The organism is Roseomonas sp. CAU 1739 (assembly GCF_039839775.1).
Taxonomy (GTDB): Bacteria; Pseudomonadota; Alphaproteobacteria; order Acetobacterales; family Acetobacteraceae; genus Neoroseomonas.
Window position 1 is genome coordinate 239,300 of sequence record NZ_JBDOQQ010000007.1, and the last position, 16,516, is coordinate 255,815.

Consider the following 16,516-nt stretch of genomic DNA (forward strand, 5'->3'; position numbering starts at 1 on the left):
CGCCCGCCGCCGCCAACGCGCCAGTCCATGGCGCGAAGGCAAGGCGGGCGGATGCCCGCCGCCCGCCGTCTGAGGGCGAAAAAATCCAGGCGGCCAGCAAAGGTGGCCGCCGAACTCACCGCGCGCCGCGGCGGCGGTTGGTCTCCAGCTGTTGCGGCGTCAGTTCGAAGGACAGGCGGACATTATGGTTCTCGACCAGGCGTTCATCGGCGGGGAAATTCAGCGCGACCGGCCGGCTCTGCACGCGGACGCGATTGGCATTGCCCTCGAAGGCGATGGGGGTGGTGAATTCCTGGCGGTCGATCACCTGCGAATCACCCGAATCGGTCACCGCGATGAACCAGGGCAGCAGCACGCTGCGCTGGCCGGTACCGGCCGGGCCGCGTTCGACATCGAACACGGCGCTGACCGCCACCGCCACGGACCGCCGTCCATCGGCGTAGTCGCATCGCGCCTGGAAGCCGATCAGCCGCGCATCGGAGGTCATGGCCGCCAGGTCCTGCACCGCGCCGGGCCGGTACCGGGTCAGATCCGCGCCATCGGCCAGGATGGCGATGCGCGGGCACGGCGCCGGCGGGCTGGTCGAAAAACTCCGATTGCCGCCACAGCCGCCGAGCAGCGCCACCGCCGCCAGAGCCATCGCCACGTCGCGCCGCATGAATCCCACCCCTTCTGCCCCCTTTGACCCCAGGCGCCCCATCTATAGTGTGCCGCCCGCCCCGGACAGGCCGCAACCTGCCCCTTTTTCGGACCCGCCGCGCCAATCCATGACCGTCGCCAAGCCCCGCCTCCATGTCCTGCTCGCCGGCCCGCGCGGGTTCTGCGCCGGGGTGGACCGCGCGATCCGGATCGTCGAGGAAGCGCTGAAGCGCCACGGCGCCCCGGTCTACGTCCGGCATGAGATCGTGCACAACCGCTTCGTCGTCGAAGGGTTGGAACGCCTCGGAGCGATTTTCGTCGATGAATTGGCGGAAGTGCCCGATGACGGGCAGCCGGTGGTGTTTTCCGCCCATGGCGTGCCGAAATCCGTCCCGGCCGAGGCGCGCGACCGGGAGATGTATTTCCTCGACGCCACCTGCCCGCTGGTCAGCAAGGTACATCGGGAGGCCGAGCGCCTGCATGCCCGCGGGCGCCACCTGCTGCTGATCGGCCATGAGGGCCACCCCGAGGTGATCGGCACGATGGGGCAGTTGCCCGACGGTGCGATGACGCTAGTGCATGACGCCGAGGCGGCGCGCCGCGTGACGCCCCCCGAGGGCGCGGAACTGACCTATACGACGCAGACCACGCTGTCGGTGGACGACACCGCCGAGATCATCGCCATCCTGCGCGAACGCTTCCCCGGCATCACCGAGCCGGCGAAGGAGAGCATCTGCTACGCCACCACCAACCGTCAGGCGGCGGTGAAGGCAGTGGCGGCGCGCAGCGACCTGGTGGTGGTGGTCGGCGCGCCGAACTCGTCGAATTCGGTGCGGCTGCGCGAAGTGGCCGAACGTGCCGGCGCGCCGCGCGCGGTGATGGTCCAGCGCGGAGCCGAACTCGACCCGGCCCTGGCCGATGGCTGCGCGACCATCGGCGTCACGGCCGGCGCCTCGGCCCCCGAATTGCTGGTGCAGGAAGTGGTGGATCGCTTGCGCGAACGCTTCGACGTGACGACCGAGGATGTGACCGTGGCGATCGAGGATGTGATCTTCCGCCTGCCGCCCATGCGCGTGGTCGCCTGATGGCCGTCTATACCGAAGTGACCGACGAGGCGCTGCGTACCTTCCTCGCGGATTACGCACTCGGCGAGTTGCTTGCCTTCCGCGGCATCGCCGAGGGGGTGGAGAATTCCAACTACGCGCTGAAGACCGAGGCGGGGGATTTCATCCTCACCCTGTATGAAAAGCGCGTCGATCCGGCGGAACTGCCCTATTTCCTCGGGCTCATGGACCACATGGCGCAGCGCGGCCTGGCCTGCCCGACGCCGGTTCATGCGAAGGACGGCCAGGCATTGCGAATGCTGGCAGGACGCCCGGCAGCGATCGTGACATTCCTGCCCGGTGTGTGGCCTCGCAAGGTGCGGCCGGACCATTGCGCGCCGCTCGGCCGCGCGCTGGGGCAGATGCACGCCGCGGGGGAAGGCTTCGCTATCCAGAGGCGCAATGCGCTGGGGCCGTCCGGGTGGCGGCCGCTGCTCGATCGTTGCCGGTCCCGTGGCGACGAGGTGCAGCCGGGCCTGATCGCCGAACTCGATGCGGCGCTGGCCGGCATCCTTTCGGCATGGCCGGCGGATGGCGCGCTGCCGCGCGGCCATATCCATGCCGACCTGTTCCCCGACAACGTGTTCTTCCTGCCGGGCGAGGACGGCAAGCCGCGCGTCTCCGGGCTGATCGACTTCTACTTCGCGTGCACGGACCTGCACGCCTATGACATCGCGATCTGCCTGAATGCCTGGTGCTTCGAGGCGGACTACAGTTTCAACGTGACCAAGGCCCGTGCGCTGCTGTCGGCCTATGACGCGGTGCGGCCGATCGCGATGGAGGAGCGCGCGGCCCTGCCTGTGCTCGCGCGCGGGGCGGCGCTGCGCTTCCTGCTGACGCGGCTGTATGACTGGACGCATACGCCGGCCGGCGCGCTGGTCACTCGCAAGGATCCGCTGGAATACCTGCGGAAACTGCGCTTCTTCGCGCAGGCCGGCAGCGCATCGGCGCTCGGGCTGTGAGCCCGCTGGCCTATTTCATGGTCCACCGGCTTGGTTGTCCTGCCTCAGGCGCCGACGCCGCCATCCGGCGGATTGGCTTGCGCGCCGTGCGCTGTCGCACGGGGGGCAATGGTCGGCCTGGGCGCGGTCGCGCCGTGCGCTCGCGGCCCGATGCCTCGCATCCGGCCGGGGGGCGGATGCAAGGTGTGTTGTCATGAGCGCCGATCCTCGTCCGACGGTCGAGATCTGGACCGATGGCGGCTGCAAGCCGAACCCGGGGCCGGGCGGCTGGGCGGCCATCCTGCGCTTCGGCGGGCATGAACGCGAAATGTCGGGCTGTGAGCCGGAGACGACCAACAACCGCATGGAACTGACCGCGGCGATCATGTCGCTCGAGGCGCTGAAGAAGCCCTGCATCGTCGCGCTACACACCGACAGCGAATACGTGAAGAACGGCATCAGCCGCTGGATCCATGGCTGGGTGCGCAGCAACTGGCGCAACGCGGCGAAGGAACCGGTGAAGAACCTCGATCTGTGGCAGCGGCTGCTGGCGGCGGCTAAGCCGCATGAGGTCGAATGGAAATGGGTGCGCGGCCATGCCGGGGACCCGATGAACGAACGGGCGGACCGGCTGGCGACGGCGGCGCGGGACGCGGCGGCGGGCTAGCGCATGATGGCCGAAGGTGCGAACGCACCGAAGGTCTGAATCACGCGATCAAACACGAGGTCAGAGCGTGATGCGTGAACGAAGTTGAACGCATCACGTTCTGACGCCGCCGCGCCGGCACCCTCAGAACCGCGGAATATGCAGCCCGCCATCCACGTAGAACGCGCCACCCGTCGAGAACGGGATGTCGCCGGACACCAGCCCCGCCACGGCCTTGCCGACATCCTCCGTCTCGCCCCAGCGGCGGATGGGTGAGATCGCCCCGGATTCGATCTGCCGCGTATAGGCATCCCGCACCGACGCATTGATGTCCGTGCGGATCACGCCCGGGCGAATGTCGAAGACCGGAATTCCTGCCTCCGCGAGGCGCAGCGCGAAGACCTTCGCCAGCATCGCCGTCGCCGCCTTTGACGCGCAGTATTCGATGCGGCCGAGGCTCGCCATCTCGGCATTCACCGAGGAGATAAAGACCAACGCGCGATTGCCACGCCCCGGCGCGCCTTCCGCCAGCATGCGGCGCAGCACTGCCTGGCTGACGAAGAACGGTGCACGACTGTTCACCGCCAGCACCGCGTTCCATGATTCCGGTGTGACATCGAGCGGATCGCCGCGGTTGAAGGCCATGATGCCGGCGTTGTTCACCAGCACCTCGATCCCGCCGCCCGCCTGCCAGGCCCAATCCACCATGGGGCCGATCTGATCGACGTCCGACAGGTCGCAGGCACGCAGCGCGAAATGGCCGCCCTCCTGTTCCACCAGGTGCTGAGTCTCCTCGGCACCTTCCTCGCTGTGATCTGCGCAAAGGATGTCGTAACCGCGGCGGGCGAGGTGAACACTGATGGCGCGGCCCATGCCGCGACGTGCGCCGGTGACCAGCGCGACTGGACGACGAGACATTCTGATGCGTTTCCTCCTGCCCTGACCACAACCCGTGACCCGCATGGGGCAGCCTATGCGTGTGGTGGCCGCCGCGGCAATCGTGCGTCATGCGCGCCACCGCACGGGGTCGAACCAGCCCCGCGCCGCCTGCATCCACGTCACACGACGTGATGCCACTGCGGCGCCGTGACGTGGCGCGGGTTGAATCCCACCGGCCGCCCGGCGCAGACTTTCTCGCCATGACCGCCCCACCCGCCATCACCACCGGCGCCGCCGCCGCAACGCTGATCTCCGGCTATGCCTGGAGCGGCACGACGGTGACCTACAGCATCCCGAGCACCTTCAGCACCTGGTCGGCCTATGGCGGGACGGGCGAGCCCTACTCGGTGGACTACAGGACCCTCGCGCCGAACGAGGCGCCGCGCTTCCGCGAGGCCATGGCGGTGTGGGACGCGCTGGTGGCGATCACCTTCACCGAGACCAGCGACATCGGCAGCAGGAACGGCCAGATCCGCATCGCCGCAACCGGCACGCCGGATTGGGGCTTCGCCTACCTGCCCGGCGACCACGGCATGGACGGCGACATCTGGATCGCCCGCGACGTGCTCGATTCGACCAGCTTCGCGCCCGGCACCTATGACTGGCAGGGCCTGCTACATGAGATTGGCCACGCCATCGGCCTCAAGCATCCCTTCGAGGATCCGCCGATCCTGGACGCTGCGCTCGACAACTACCGCTATTCGATCATGTCCTACACACCGCCGGAGGAGCTGGTGGTCGCTTTTTCCACCAGCGGCGGTGGCGGCCTGTCCTGGTCGTTGAAATACCCGGTGCTGACCACGCCGGGCCTGTTCGACATCCTCGCCATCCAGCAGATCTACGGAGCGGACCCGGACACGCGCGTCGGGGCGACGACCTACCGTTTCGATGCCGCCGACGCCTCCATCCAGGTCATCTACGATGCCGGCGGCATCGACACCTTCGACCTCGCCAACCAGACCAGGCGCTCGGAGATCGACCTGCGGGAAGGCGCCTTCTCCTCCGTCAACATCTTCGATGCCGCCGCGCGCATCGAAGCCGAGGTGGCGCGCTTCGGCGAGACCTATCGCGACACCATCGCCTCGGTGATCAATGCGCCGGGCACCTATGCCTGGCACGACAATGTCGGCATCGCCTTTGGCACGGTGATCGAGAATGCGCGGCTTGGTCGCGGCAACGACAGTGCTATCGGCAACGATGCCGGCAACATGCTTCTGGGCGGTGCAGGCGACGATACGCTCGATGGCGGTGGCGGGGCGGACACGCTTGATGGCGGGACCGGCAACGACTTGATGATCGGCGGGGCCGGCAACGACCGCTATGTCGTCTATGGCACCGCCGACATCGTGCTGGAAGTCGCCGATGGCGGCACCGATACCCTGGTGACCTGGAAGCGCATCCATGTGCTGGAGGCCGAGGTCGAGGTGCTGCGCGCCGCCGCCGCCGCGCCAGTCTCGCTGCTGGGCAACGCGCTCGCCAACACGGTGATCGGTACCGCCTTCGCCGATACGATCAATGGCGGCGAAGGCGATGACGCGCTGTATGGCCTCGCCGATGCGGACCGCATTCTTGGCAGCGGCGGGCGGGACACGCTGATCGGCGATACCGGGCGGGATTCGCTGTTCGGCGGGGCTGGCGACGACCGGCTGTGGGGCCAGGGCGATGACGACCGGCTGCAGGGCGACGCCGGCAACGACACCGCACTCGGCGGCGATGGCGCCGACACCCTGTTCGGCCTGGACGGCAACGATGCGCTGTATGGCGATGCCGGCGATGATTCCGTGCTCGGCGGCACAGGTGGCGACAGCCTGTTCGGCGGGGCCGGCAACGACACGCTGATCGGCCAGGGGGGCGCGGACACGCTGCATGGCGGGCCGGGCGCGGATATCTTCCGCTTCGTGATCCCGGCCGAGGGCGGCGACGTCATCCGCGACTTCAACCGGGCACTCGGGGATGTCATCTCCGTCGGGACCAACGCCTTCCGCCATGGAGCGGATGCAGGTCTGACGCCGGGCGTGAACTTCATCGCCATGGCCAACCCGGTGGCGCCCTCGGCGGAAGTCGCGTTCCTGTACGACACCACGACCGGCGCGCTGCGCTATGATGCCGATGGCACGGGCGGCATTGCGCCGGTGCTGCTGGCCACGCTGCTTGGTGCGCCCACGCTGACGGCGGCCGACATCGTCTACGCCTGATCCACCGTGTGGGAGCGGATTGCGCCGGCCGAGGTTCACGCAATCCGCCCCAATCCGTCGCCTGGACAAGCATCGTCACCCGATCCGATGATCCCATACCAACGGCCGAATTCTTCGACCGTTGGTATCGGCTTGCGGCTGCCCTCAGACGCCGGGCGCAAATCTCCGGTTTGCTTGGCTTTCGCCGGACTACCGGCGGGCCGCATTCGCGGCCTCGGCACGAATCAATGACTCGTGCCGTTGGTATCACCTGATCGGGATCTGCTTCAGAGCGTGATCGCCGCAGGTGAAATCATCGGAGGCGTGAATCACACGATCGAACACAGGCATGGAGCAGGAGGCGCGAGCGAACGCGAACGGATCCGGCTCTAACGCGGCGTCACCTCGATATCGGTGGTGATGACCGCCGTGTTCGGCCGCCCATCGGTGCGGTTGGCGGCCGAGGCGATAAGGTTCGCCACCGGCAGCGGCACCGGCCCCGATGGCGGCGGCTTGCCCACCGGCGGCAGGACGCTGGTGTAGCGCGCCCGCACATAGGTCAGCATCCCGAAGGGCCGCGGCGAGGCGGACCGCGACGGCTGGCCCTGCCGCATCCAGCCCGGAAGGGCATCCGCCCGCTGCATCAGCGCCTGGGCGCCGTCGAGGAAGGCATCCGGGTCCACGCCTTCGGTATAGACGGCGCATTGCTCGCCCGGTTCCAACATCATCACGGTATGGCGGCCGCGCTGGCCCTGCACCCGCCAGCCCGCGGTCTCCCGCACCGGCCCGTTCACCCGCAGCCGTTCCGCCGGCACCCGCGGCGATCCGCCAAGTTCGGCATTCGCCACAGACTCGGCCGGCTGGCGCCGGGCCAGGGCGGCGATGCACACGCGCTCGAACAGCGCCAATGCCTCCGCCCCCACCGCCTGGGCATTGTTGCCCGGGTTGGTGGGCGGCTTGCCCGCGCCGCCCTGCGCGAAGCCAGGGCCGGCCGTCGCGACCAACAGGGCCAGGACGGACGCCGCCGCCAAGGGATTTGGTTGCTTCATCATCAACCTCCGCTCCGGGTCGCGCAGGCTACATCCGTTCGCATCGGACTGCGCCTGCGCAGATCGCCGCAACCTTGCTGCCCGATCGCCCATCGCCACGTCCTACCCGACGCCGGCAGGCACAGCCTGTTCGGCGACGACAGCCCGCCGGATGGGGTGCAGCCGCGCATCCGGCCAAAGCATGCCGGCACCCCGCGGTATGGAACTTGCTCTTCCTGGCACCGGCGTCATCCTGCGGGCGTCGGAACAGAATATCGCCGTGGAGATCTGCATGATGCTTCGTCGTCACCTGCCCGCCATTGCCGCGGCACTGGGCAGCGCCACCCTGGCGCGCCCCGCCCTGTCGCAGGGCACGTGGCCGGCGCGGAATATCCGGATGGTGGTCCCCTACCCGCCCGGTGGCGCCTCCGACATTTCGGGGCGGCTGCAGGCGGAGGCGCTGCAAGCCGCCCTTGGCGTCCCGGTGGTGGTGGACAATCGCTCCGGCGCGGGTGGCACGGTCGGCACGCTGCACGTCGCCCAATCGGCCCCTGACGGCTACACCGTGATGATGGCGAGCCCGTCCTCGCACCTCGGCGCGCCACTGCTGTTCCGCAATGCCGGGTATGACGGCGTGGACGACTTCAGCTGCATCGCGACCTTCTCGACCGGCACCTCGCTCGTCTGCGTCCATCCCGGCGTTCCCGCGCGCAACATCCAGGAACTGGTCGCCTATGCGAAGGCCAATCCCGGCAAGCTGAACTACGGCTCGGCCGGGGCCGGCGGGTCGAACCATATGCTCGGCGTGCTGTTCATGCATCGCACGGGCACGGAGCTGACGCATGTGCCCTATCGCGGCGCGGCGCCGGCGCTGGCAGACCTGATCGCCGGCAATATCCAGGTGGTGTTCGACAGCTTCGCCGGCATCATCGGATCCGTGCGGGCGGGCCAGGTGCGCGCTCTCGGCATCACCAGCGCGACGCGCTGGCCGCTATATCCCGAAATGCCGACGGTGCAGGAACAGGGCGTTCCGGAATACGACCTGCCATCCTTCTCCGCGGTGATGGGGCCGAAGGGCATTCCCGATCCTGTCGTCCGCCGCATGAACGAGGCGATCAACACCGGCCTGCGCGACCCGGCGATGGTGCGGCGGCTGGAAGCGAATGGCACGATCCCCTTCCCCTCCTCCCCGCAGGAGTTCGAGACGCTGATGCGCGGCCAGCGCGATACCTGGCGGGAGTTGGTGCGGGTATCAGGGGTGCAGCCGGAAGGGTGATGGCACGGCGGGGGCTGCGGAACCGAGGGGGGGGCGTCGCCCCCCGGACACCCCCTACCCCGGCAGGCTCGCCACCGCGCTCAGCCCACCTTCCGGGCGATTCTGCAACACCACGTCCCCGCCATGGGCACGCAGGATATTGCGCGCGATGGTCAGCCCCAGGCCGGTGCCGCCGGTCTCCCGGTTGCGGCTCGTCTCCAGGCGCCGGAAGGGCGCGAAGACGGTCTCGAGGTCCGCCACGGCGATGCCGGGCCCTTCATCCTCCACCGCCAGGCGCACCATGCCGCTCTCGGCACGGGAAAGCCGGATATGCGCCGCCCCGCCATAGGCCAGCGCGTTGCTGACAAGGTTCGCCACCGCACGCTTCATCGCGACCGGCCGGGCCCTTACGGTCAGGCGCTCGGGCCCGTCATAGGTAATCTCGTCGCACAATTCGGGCCGCGCATCGGTCGCCTCATCGGCCACCGTGCGGCACAGCGCGGCAAGGTCGAGCGGCGACGCGGGCTCGGCCGCCGCGTCGTCGCGCGCGAAGGCGAGGGTCGCGGCGATCATCTGCTCCATCTCATCGAGATCGGAGAGCATCTTCCGCCGCTGTTCATCATCATCCATGAACTCGGCCCGCAGCCGCAGGCGGGTGATCGGCGTGCGCAGGTCGTGGCCGATCGCGGCCAGCATCTGGGTGCGGTCGGCAACGAAACGGCGGATGCGCTCGGCCATCTGGTTGAAGGCACGGGCCGCGGTGGCGACCTCGGACGGCCCCTTCTCCTCAAGCGGCGGGGCGTTGACGTCGCGGCCCAGCCGGTCGGCCGCGGCCGCCAGCAGCCGCACCGGGCGCATCAACCGGGCGACGGCGGCCAGGATCAGCAGCACCGCCGCCACCGTCATCAGCACGAAGGCAATCAGGAAGGTCGGCGAATGCCAGGGCTGCGGCGGCGGCATCTGCACCCGGATGTTGAGCCATTCGCCATCGGGCAGGCGCAGCGAGGCCGAGAAGCCGCCAGGCCGGCCAGGGCCGATCCGCACCTCCCGCGGGCGCAGCCGCGGCGGGCCGGAACTCAGCAGGTCGAGGCGGAACAGCCGCACCATGTCCGGCGGGGGCGGTGGCGCGCCGGGGCGCACCAGCGGCTGGGCGTCGAGGTCGACGCTCAGGCCCTCCGGCAGGTCGAGATCGGCCAGCATCTGTTCCCGCCGGTCAGCCGGGGCGAGGATGGCTGTGCGCCAGGCGCCGAAGGCGCGCCCGGCGATTTCCCGCGCATGGACGAAGCGCTGCAGGTCCACGCGGTCCAGCGCATGGATGGTCAGCCCGGCCGCCTGCACCAGCACCAGCGCAAGGATCAGCCAGAAGGCCGTGCGCCCGCCCAGCGTCGCCGGCAGGCGGAACCGCCGCCGGTGTTCAGCCGCGGCAGGTGCAGGGGGCGATTCTGGCCGGGTGCCGGTGCCAGGTGGGGCCAGGTCAGCCACGTTCGACTGTCGCCGCGAGCACATAGCCGCCGCCGCGCACCGTCTTGATCAGGTTGGGGTTGCGTCCGTCATCCTCGAGCTTGCGGCGCAGGCGGGACACGGCGACGTCGATCGCCCGGTCGAAGGGCCCGGCCTGGCGGCCGCGCAGCAGGTCCATCAGCATGTCGCGCGTTAGCACGCGGTTGGCCCGTTCGACGAGCACCAGCAGCAATTCGTATTCGCCCCCGGTCAGGGAGACCTCGGCGCCATCGGGGTTGAGCAGGCGCCGCCGTCCCGGTTCCAGCGTCCAGCCGGCGAAGCGGATGACCTTGGCGGGCGGTTCCTTGGCCGGGCCATCCGCGCTGGAACGGCGCAGCACGGCGCGGATGCGGGCCAGCAGTTCGCGGGGATTGAACGGCTTGGCCACATAGTCGTCGGCGCCGAGTTCGAGGCCGACGATGCGGTCCGTCTCCTCCCCCATCGCGGTCAGGATCACCACCGGGACATCGGATTGGCTGCGCAGCCAGCGGGCGAAGTCGAGACCCGGTTCGCCCGGCATCATCAGGTCGAGCACCACCAGGTGGTAGCGGCCGAGCGGCCATACGCGCCGCGCGTCCCGCGCATCCCGCGCGGCGGTCACCCGCATGCCCTGCTTCTCGAGGAAGCGGGAGAGAAGCTCTCGGATCTCGCGGTCGTCATCGACCACGAGGATGTGCGGGACAGGTTCCATGGCCTGTTACAATAGCGCTTCCCCGGCCGTCTTCATGGGGTCATCGCGTTTCGATGCGTAACGGGCAGGCCTTCCGTTGCCCTGCGTTGCAATCGGGACGCTTTGCGGGCTTCGTGCCGGCCATGACCGACCCATCTCATCCTGTCAGGAGCAGCGCACCCAGCCTTCCCCCGGGGCGCGCCTCCGGGGCGGCGGGGGTGATCCCCCGACTTACTACGGCCCCCGCCGCCTCCCCCCCGCTGCCCGACTGGGCGCGGGCGGGGATTGCCGAATTGGCGGGGCTCGACCCCGATTTCGCAGGCATAGAGGCGGCCGCCGGTCCGATGCCCTGGCGCAGCCGCCACCCTGGCTTCCCCGGCCTGCTGCGCACCATCTGCGGCCAAATGATCAGCAACCAGGCGGCCGCGGCCATCTGGGGGCGGGTGTCGGCGCTGCCCGGCGCGCTCGATCCCGTCGGCCTGCTGGCGATCGACGAGGCGACGCTGCGCGGCGCGGGACTGTCGCGGCCCAAGGTCGCGCATGTGCGCGCCCTGGCCTCGGCGATCGCCGAGGGCCGCCTCGACCTCGTCGCACTGCGCGGCGCGCCGGATGAGGAGGCGGTCGCCGCCATCTCGGCCGTTCCCGGCATCGGCCCCTGGACCGCGCGGGTGCACCTGCTGTTCGGATTCGAACGCCCGGATGTGTTCCCGATCGGCGACGTGGCGCTCGCCGCCGGGCTGGCACATCTGAAGGCGCTGCCGGAACGGCCGTCGCAGAAGGCGCTGGTGGCGATGGCGCAGGCCTGGTCACCCTGGCGGTCGCTGGCGGCGCGGCTGCTGTGGCACCACTGGCGCCATGCGACCGGCCGCCCGGCGGGCGAATCCGGCTGACCCCATCCGCGGATCGCGGGGCGCCCCGATCCGCGAGGGCAAAGCAGGACCGCGCCCGGGTCATCCGCCGCCCCGGGCGCACCGGCGCATGGCGCGAAGGCATTGCGGCCGGATGGCCGCCGCCCGCCCGATTGAGAAACGCAACAACTCGTCATGTCGCAGAAAGAATGCTGCGCTATGCTGCTGCGCATCATGCTCCGACGCACCCATCGCGGCATCGGCCGCCCGCCCTATGACAACATCGCCCTCGTATTGCAGGGGGGCGGGGCGCTGGGCGCCTATCAGGGCGGGGTCTTCCAGGCGCTATGCGAAGCCGAGATCGAACCGAACTGGGTCGCCGGCATCTCGATCGGCGCGATCAACGCCGCGATCATCGCCGGCAATGCGCCCGGCGACCGCGTGGCGGCGCTACGCGGCTTCTGGGAAGGCATCACCGCACCGATGGGCGGGCTGATCGGCGGCGCCTGGGACGCGATGGACGCGCCGTCCCATGGCGCCAACATGCGGCGCCTGGTCAATGACGCGCACGCGGCTGCCGCCCTGTTCCAGGGCGCGCCCGGCTTCTTCGCCCCGCGCATGCCGCCACCCTACCTGCACCCGGCCGGCAGCAACGAAGCGACCAGCCACTACGATACGTCGGCGCTGCGCAAGACGCTGCAGCAATACGTCGATTTCGACCGCATCAACCATGGCGAGACGCGCATCAGCCTGGGCGCGGTGAACATCCGCAGCGGCAACTTCGTCTATTTCGACAACCGCACCGATATCATCAGGCCTGAGCATGTGATGGCGTCCGGCGCTTTGCCGCCAGGCTTCCCGGCTGTCGAGATCGACGGCGAACTGTACTGGGATGGCGGCCTCGTCTCCAACACGCCGCTGCAATGGGTGGTTCAGGACCGGCCGATGCGCGACACCATCGCCTTCCAGGTCGATCTCTGGAGCGCGCAGGGGCAATTGCCGCGCGACCTGACGGAGGTCGCCATGCGCATGAAGGAGATCCAGTTCTCCAGCCGCACGCGTCAGAACACCGACCAGTTCATGAAGCTGCAGCGCCTGCGCGTCGCGCTGCGCACCCTGTTGGAGAAGGTGCGGCCGGAACTCCTGGAGACCGAGGAAGCGAAGCTGCTGACCACCGCCGCCGCGACCACGGTGTTCCAGGTCGTCCACCTGATCTACCGGTCCCGCCAGTTCGAGAGTGACTCCAAGGACTATGAGTTCTCCCGCAGGTCGATGCGCGAGCATTGGGAGGCAGGTCACCTGGATGCCGTGCGAACACTGCGTGACCCCGACGCGCTGAAGCGCCCGCCGCCCGATATCTGCGTGGCCACCTACGACCTTGCCCGCAGCGACGCCCGCTGACGTTCACGCCCACACCATGAGGACGCGATGACCGAAGACGAGATCCGCCGCGACGCCTTCGCCATGCCTTTCACCAGCCCGGCCTATCCGGTCGGGCCGTACCGGTTCGTGAACCGCGAGTTCATGATCATCACCTACCGCACCGACATGGAGAAGCTGCGCAAGGTCGTGCCCGCGCCGCTCGAGGTGACGGAACCGCTGGTGAAGTACGAATTCATCCGCATGCCCGATTCGACCGGCTTCGGCGACTATACCGAGACCGGCCAGGTCATCCCGGTGACCTACAAGGGGAAGAAGGGTGGCTACACCCATTGCATGTTCCTCGACGACCACCCGCCGATCGCCGGCGGGCGGGAACTGTGGGGCTTCCCTAAGAAGCTCGCCAGCCCGACGCTGAAGGCGGAGATCGACACGCTGGTCGGCACGCTGGACTACGGCCCGGTGCGCGTCGCCACCGCGACCATGGGCTACAAGCACCGAAAGGCGGATGAGGCGGCTGTGCTGGCCTCGCTCGCTGCGCCAAACTGGCTGCTGAAGATCATCCCGCATGTGGATGGCACGGCGCGCATCTGCGAGCTGGTCGAATACTACCTGCAGGATGTGACGCTGAAGGGCGCCTGGACCGGCCCGGCGGCGTTGTCGCTGATGCCGCATGCGCTGGCCCCGGTCGCGGAACTGCCGGTACTGGAGATCGTGTCGGCGACGCATCTGGTCGCTGACCTGACGCTCGGCCTCGGCACGGTGGCGCATGACTACCTGGCGTATCGTGGCCTGTCGGCCCCATCGATTTCGCAGAAATCGCCCGAAGGTGCAGGAAACTGAGTTTCCTGCCGGGGTGCTCGAGGGGCGGCGCCCCTCGACCCTGCCCCCCTGGACTTAGCGCCGCCGGCCTGGAAGGTTCGGCCCCGCATGGCAACGCTCCCGCTCTCCCCGCGCATCCGCGCGACCCAGGAACCGCCCATCCCGTCCGTCCGCGCCTGGGCGGCGCGGTATGGCGGCGGCGCGGGGCCGGTGCTGGACCTGACGCAGGCGGTACCGGGGTATCCGCCGCATCCGGACCTGCTGGCGAAGTTGGCGGAGGCTGCCGGCAGCCGGGCGACGGCGAGCTACGGGCCAATCGACGGCGAACCGGCGCTGCGCTCGGCGCTGGCCGCGGACATGGCGCGGTTCTACGGCGCGGCGATCGCGACTGAGGATATCGCCATCACCTCCGGCGGCAACCTCGCCTTCACCATGGCGATGACGGTGTTGGCCGGGACCGGCGAGGCGGTGATGCTGCCCTCCCCCTGGTATTTCAACCATCGCATGGCGCTGACCGCGCTCAGCATTCCCTGCGTGCCGCTGGAATGCCGCGCCGAGGACGGCTTCATCCCCGACCCCGACCGGGCCGAGGCGCTGATGGCGGGCGTGCGGGCCATCGTGCTGGTCACGCCGAATAACCCGACCGGTGCGGTCTATCCGCCGGACGTCATCGCGCGCTTTGCGGAACTGGCGCGGCGACACGATGCCTGGCTGGTGCTGGACGAGACCTATCGCGACTTCCTGGCACCGTCGCAATCGCCGCCGCATGCGCTGTTCGCCGACCCGGATTGGCGGGACGGCTTCATCCATCTCTATTCCTTCTCGAAGGCGTATTGCGTGCCGGGGCACCGTGTCGCTGCGATCGCGTCCGGCGCGGGGTTCCGGGGCGCGCTGATGAAGGCGCTCGACACCATGCAGATCTGCGCCCCGCGGGCGGCGCAGACGGCGCTGGCCTGGGGGGTGGAGGCGCTGCGCGACTGGCGCTTGGCGAACCGCGACCTCATGGCCGGCCGGGCCGAGGCGTTCCGTCGCGCGGCCTCCCAATTGCCGGGCTGGCGGCTCGATGCGCTGGGGGCGTATTTCGCCTATCTGCGCCTGCCGGAGGACGCCCCGGATGCGGTGGCGATGGCCGAGACGCTGGCGGTGGAACGCGGCCTGCTCGGCCTGCCGGGGCCGTTCTTCGGACCGGGGCAGGAGCGGCATCTGCGCCTCGCCTTCGCGAATGCGGAGGAAGGCGTGATCGCGCAGGTGCCGTCGCGGCTGATGGCATAGGCGCCGCACCGCCACGCCGTGGGAGAGTTCGATGGCTGACTTCGATTCCGACGAGGATGCGGATTGCGTCATCCCGATCGCGAGCGACGATTTCTGGGTCAAGATCATCGACATGCTTCAGCAGAACTGGGCACTGGTCGAGACGGGCGACCAGGGTGCGGCCGTCATCCACTTCATCGGCGATACCGGCGGTGTCTTCGATGCCCTGTCCATGGGCTCGCAATCGGAAGCGGAGGCGGCACTTCGTCGCAACGGGTTCATGCGTCTCGCGTCGAGCGAGAGGCTGAAGTCTCATCTTTCACCACCCAAACCACCCTACGTCGCCCGACCACACCCGAATGGACCGATCTATTCTTCCGGCAGGTACTGGATCACAGCGCTCCGATGAGCGGCGACATGGTCGACCCGGCGCGCGTACGGTCACGCCCGCATGACGCAGCAGGCATGATCCTTCGGCGCACGCTTTTCACGATACCGCTGGTCTTCTTGGCTTCGACGATACATGCGGAGGATGAAGCAGAACCGGCCCGTCAGCCGCCGCGCCTGCCGACACCGCGATCCGTGCAACTGCGCCCCGGCGCCGCGCCCGTTACGCTGCACGCCGGCATCGTCGACGGACCGAGCCCGCCGCTGCTGGTCTGCTTCACCGGCGACGCCGCGCCGGCCACGGAATTCCGCTTCTCCTCCTGGTACGGCTATGGGCGGGTCTTCGCGGTGCGGCAGATGCGCGACCGCGACATCGTCTTCGTCACCTTCGAGGGCAATACCGGCACCGGCACCTACCAGGAACTCCAGGCCGCGATCGGCCAGGACGATGACGGCGTCATGCGCATCCTGGCGCTGGAGACGCTGCACCACCGCCTGACCGGCCCCTGCGAGGGCGGCACCTGGCTGTCGATCAGCGCGACGCCGCTCGCGGATGGCAGCGGGTTGCGGCTGGATCACTTCTGGCGCCGGCAAGGAGAGAATTGCCCGCCGCGCCCGAGCGGTCCAGCGCGCAGCCGCGCGGAATGGGGCACGACTCTCACCTGGTCCGGCCGCGGGCCGATGCGCGCGCCCCCGCTACTGCCCGGCGCGCCGCAGCCGCGCAGGCTGGTCGAGGATGGTCGCGCCAAGGTCATGGCTTGGCTCGCCGCCGCGCCGCGCAACGAAGTCACGCCCGACGACATCGATACGCTAGGTTCCGTGGACAGTTACCTGAGCCAAAGGATGGTGGCGGCGATGGTGACGACGGCGAGGAAGTTGCGGGCGGTCTTTTCGTAGCGTGTGGCGACGCGGCGGAACTGCTTGAGCTTGGAG

At 69.2% G+C, this 16,516-nt stretch carries 15 protein-coding genes and 1 pseudogene; 10 read left to right on the forward strand and 6 right to left on the reverse strand.

The genetic code is table 11. The features are described from left to right. Window positions 1-115: 115 nt before the first annotated feature. Window positions 116-658, reverse strand: coding sequence for a hypothetical protein (locus tag AAFN86_RS14140; RefSeq protein WP_347543993.1), 543 nt, complete (start codon window positions 656-658; stop codon window positions 116-118). Window positions 659-767: 109 nt separating this feature from the next. On the opposite strand from AAFN86_RS14140, the gene ispH reads away from it, so the two are divergent. The 3 genes from ispH to rnhA all read left to right on the forward strand — a co-directional run bounded on the left by ispH (window position 768) and on the right by rnhA (window position 3,350). Further along, window positions 768-1,724 (forward strand): 4-hydroxy-3-methylbut-2-enyl diphosphate reductase, encoded by a 957-nt coding sequence (gene ispH, locus AAFN86_RS14145; RefSeq protein WP_347543994.1) that lies wholly within the window; start codon window positions 768-770, stop codon window positions 1,722-1,724. Beyond that, window positions 1,724-2,704 carry a homoserine kinase gene (locus AAFN86_RS14150; protein ID WP_347543995.1) on the forward strand — a complete coding sequence of 327 codons (981 nt, stop codon included), beginning with the start codon at window positions 1,724-1,726 and terminating at the stop codon, window positions 2,702-2,704. The genes ispH and AAFN86_RS14150 overlap by 1 nt, the downstream gene beginning before the upstream one ends. A gap of 193 nt (window positions 2,705-2,897) precedes the next feature. After that, window positions 2,898-3,350, forward strand: a complete 453-nt coding sequence (gene rnhA, locus AAFN86_RS14155) for a ribonuclease HI (RefSeq protein WP_347543996.1) — start codon at window positions 2,898-2,900, stop codon at window positions 3,348-3,350. A 123-nt stretch (window positions 3,351-3,473) separates the two neighbouring features. Here the strand turns inward: rnhA and AAFN86_RS14160 are convergent, their stop codons facing one another. Then, window positions 3,474-4,247 carry a 3-ketoacyl-ACP reductase gene (locus AAFN86_RS14160; protein ID WP_347543997.1) on the reverse strand — a complete coding sequence of 258 codons (774 nt, stop codon included), beginning with the start codon at window positions 4,245-4,247 and terminating at the stop codon, window positions 3,474-3,476. Window positions 4,248-4,468: 221 nt separating this feature from the next. On the opposite strand from AAFN86_RS14160, the gene AAFN86_RS14165 reads away from it, so the two are divergent. Next, the gene (locus AAFN86_RS14165) at window positions 4,469-6,463 is read left to right on the forward strand and encodes a M10 family metallopeptidase (protein WP_347543998.1); all 1,995 of its coding nucleotides are present in this window, start codon (window positions 4,469-4,471) and stop codon (window positions 6,461-6,463) included. 368 nt (window positions 6,464-6,831) lie between these two features. Here AAFN86_RS14165 and AAFN86_RS14170 read toward each other — a convergent pair whose 3' ends face one another. Continuing rightward, a complete protein-coding gene (locus AAFN86_RS14170) occupies window positions 6,832-7,494 on the reverse strand; it encodes a hypothetical protein (protein WP_347543999.1) in 663 nt (220 codons plus the stop codon). Between the two features lie 268 nt (window positions 7,495-7,762). Here AAFN86_RS14170 and AAFN86_RS14175 point away from each other — a divergent pair, with 268 nt between their 5' ends. Further along, window positions 7,763-8,746 (forward strand): tripartite tricarboxylate transporter substrate binding protein, encoded by a 984-nt coding sequence (locus AAFN86_RS14175; RefSeq protein ID WP_347544000.1) that lies wholly within the window; start codon window positions 7,763-7,765, stop codon window positions 8,744-8,746. 54 nt (window positions 8,747-8,800) lie between these two features. On the opposite strand, the gene AAFN86_RS14180 is transcribed toward AAFN86_RS14175, so the two are convergent. Further along, on the reverse strand, window positions 8,801-10,207 hold the full coding sequence (locus tag AAFN86_RS14180) for an ATP-binding protein (RefSeq protein ID WP_347544001.1): 1,407 nt from the start codon (window positions 10,205-10,207) through the stop codon (window positions 8,801-8,803). Continuing rightward, entirely contained in the window at window positions 10,200-10,916 is a 717-nt protein-coding gene (locus AAFN86_RS14185; RefSeq protein WP_347544003.1) for a response regulator, read from the reverse strand. Before AAFN86_RS14185 ends, AAFN86_RS14180 begins: the two co-directional genes overlap by 8 nt. Before the next feature lie 197 nt (window positions 10,917-11,113). Here AAFN86_RS14185 and AAFN86_RS14190 point away from each other — a divergent pair, with 197 nt between their 5' ends. From AAFN86_RS14190 to AAFN86_RS14210, 5 genes are all read left to right on the forward strand, one after another. After that, on the forward strand, window positions 11,114-11,785 hold the full coding sequence (locus AAFN86_RS14190) for a DNA-3-methyladenine glycosylase 2 family protein (RefSeq protein ID WP_347544004.1): 672 nt from the start codon (window positions 11,114-11,116) through the stop codon (window positions 11,783-11,785). A 177-nt stretch (window positions 11,786-11,962) separates the two neighbouring features. After that, entirely contained in the window at window positions 11,963-13,144 is a 1,182-nt protein-coding gene (locus AAFN86_RS14195; RefSeq protein WP_347544005.1) for a DUF3734 domain-containing protein, read from the forward strand. Window positions 13,145-13,171: 27 nt separating this feature from the next. Further along, window positions 13,172-13,966: an acetoacetate decarboxylase gene (locus AAFN86_RS14200; RefSeq protein ID WP_347544006.1), complete on the forward strand. Its 795-nt coding sequence runs from the start codon at window positions 13,172-13,174 to the stop codon at window positions 13,964-13,966. Between the two features lie 87 nt (window positions 13,967-14,053). Then, the gene (locus AAFN86_RS14205; protein ID WP_347544007.1) at window positions 14,054-15,217 is read left to right on the forward strand and encodes an aminotransferase; all 1,164 of its coding nucleotides are present in this window, start codon (window positions 14,054-14,056) and stop codon (window positions 15,215-15,217) included. A gap of 31 nt (window positions 15,218-15,248) precedes the next feature. Then, the gene (locus AAFN86_RS14210; protein WP_347544008.1) at window positions 15,249-15,605 is read left to right on the forward strand and encodes a hypothetical protein; all 357 of its coding nucleotides are present in this window, start codon (window positions 15,249-15,251) and stop codon (window positions 15,603-15,605) included. Between the two features lie 805 nt (window positions 15,606-16,410). Here the strand turns inward: AAFN86_RS14210 and AAFN86_RS14215 are convergent. Then, a pseudogene (locus AAFN86_RS14215) lies at window positions 16,411-16,516 on the reverse strand (IS5/IS1182 family transposase); the annotation flags it as partial.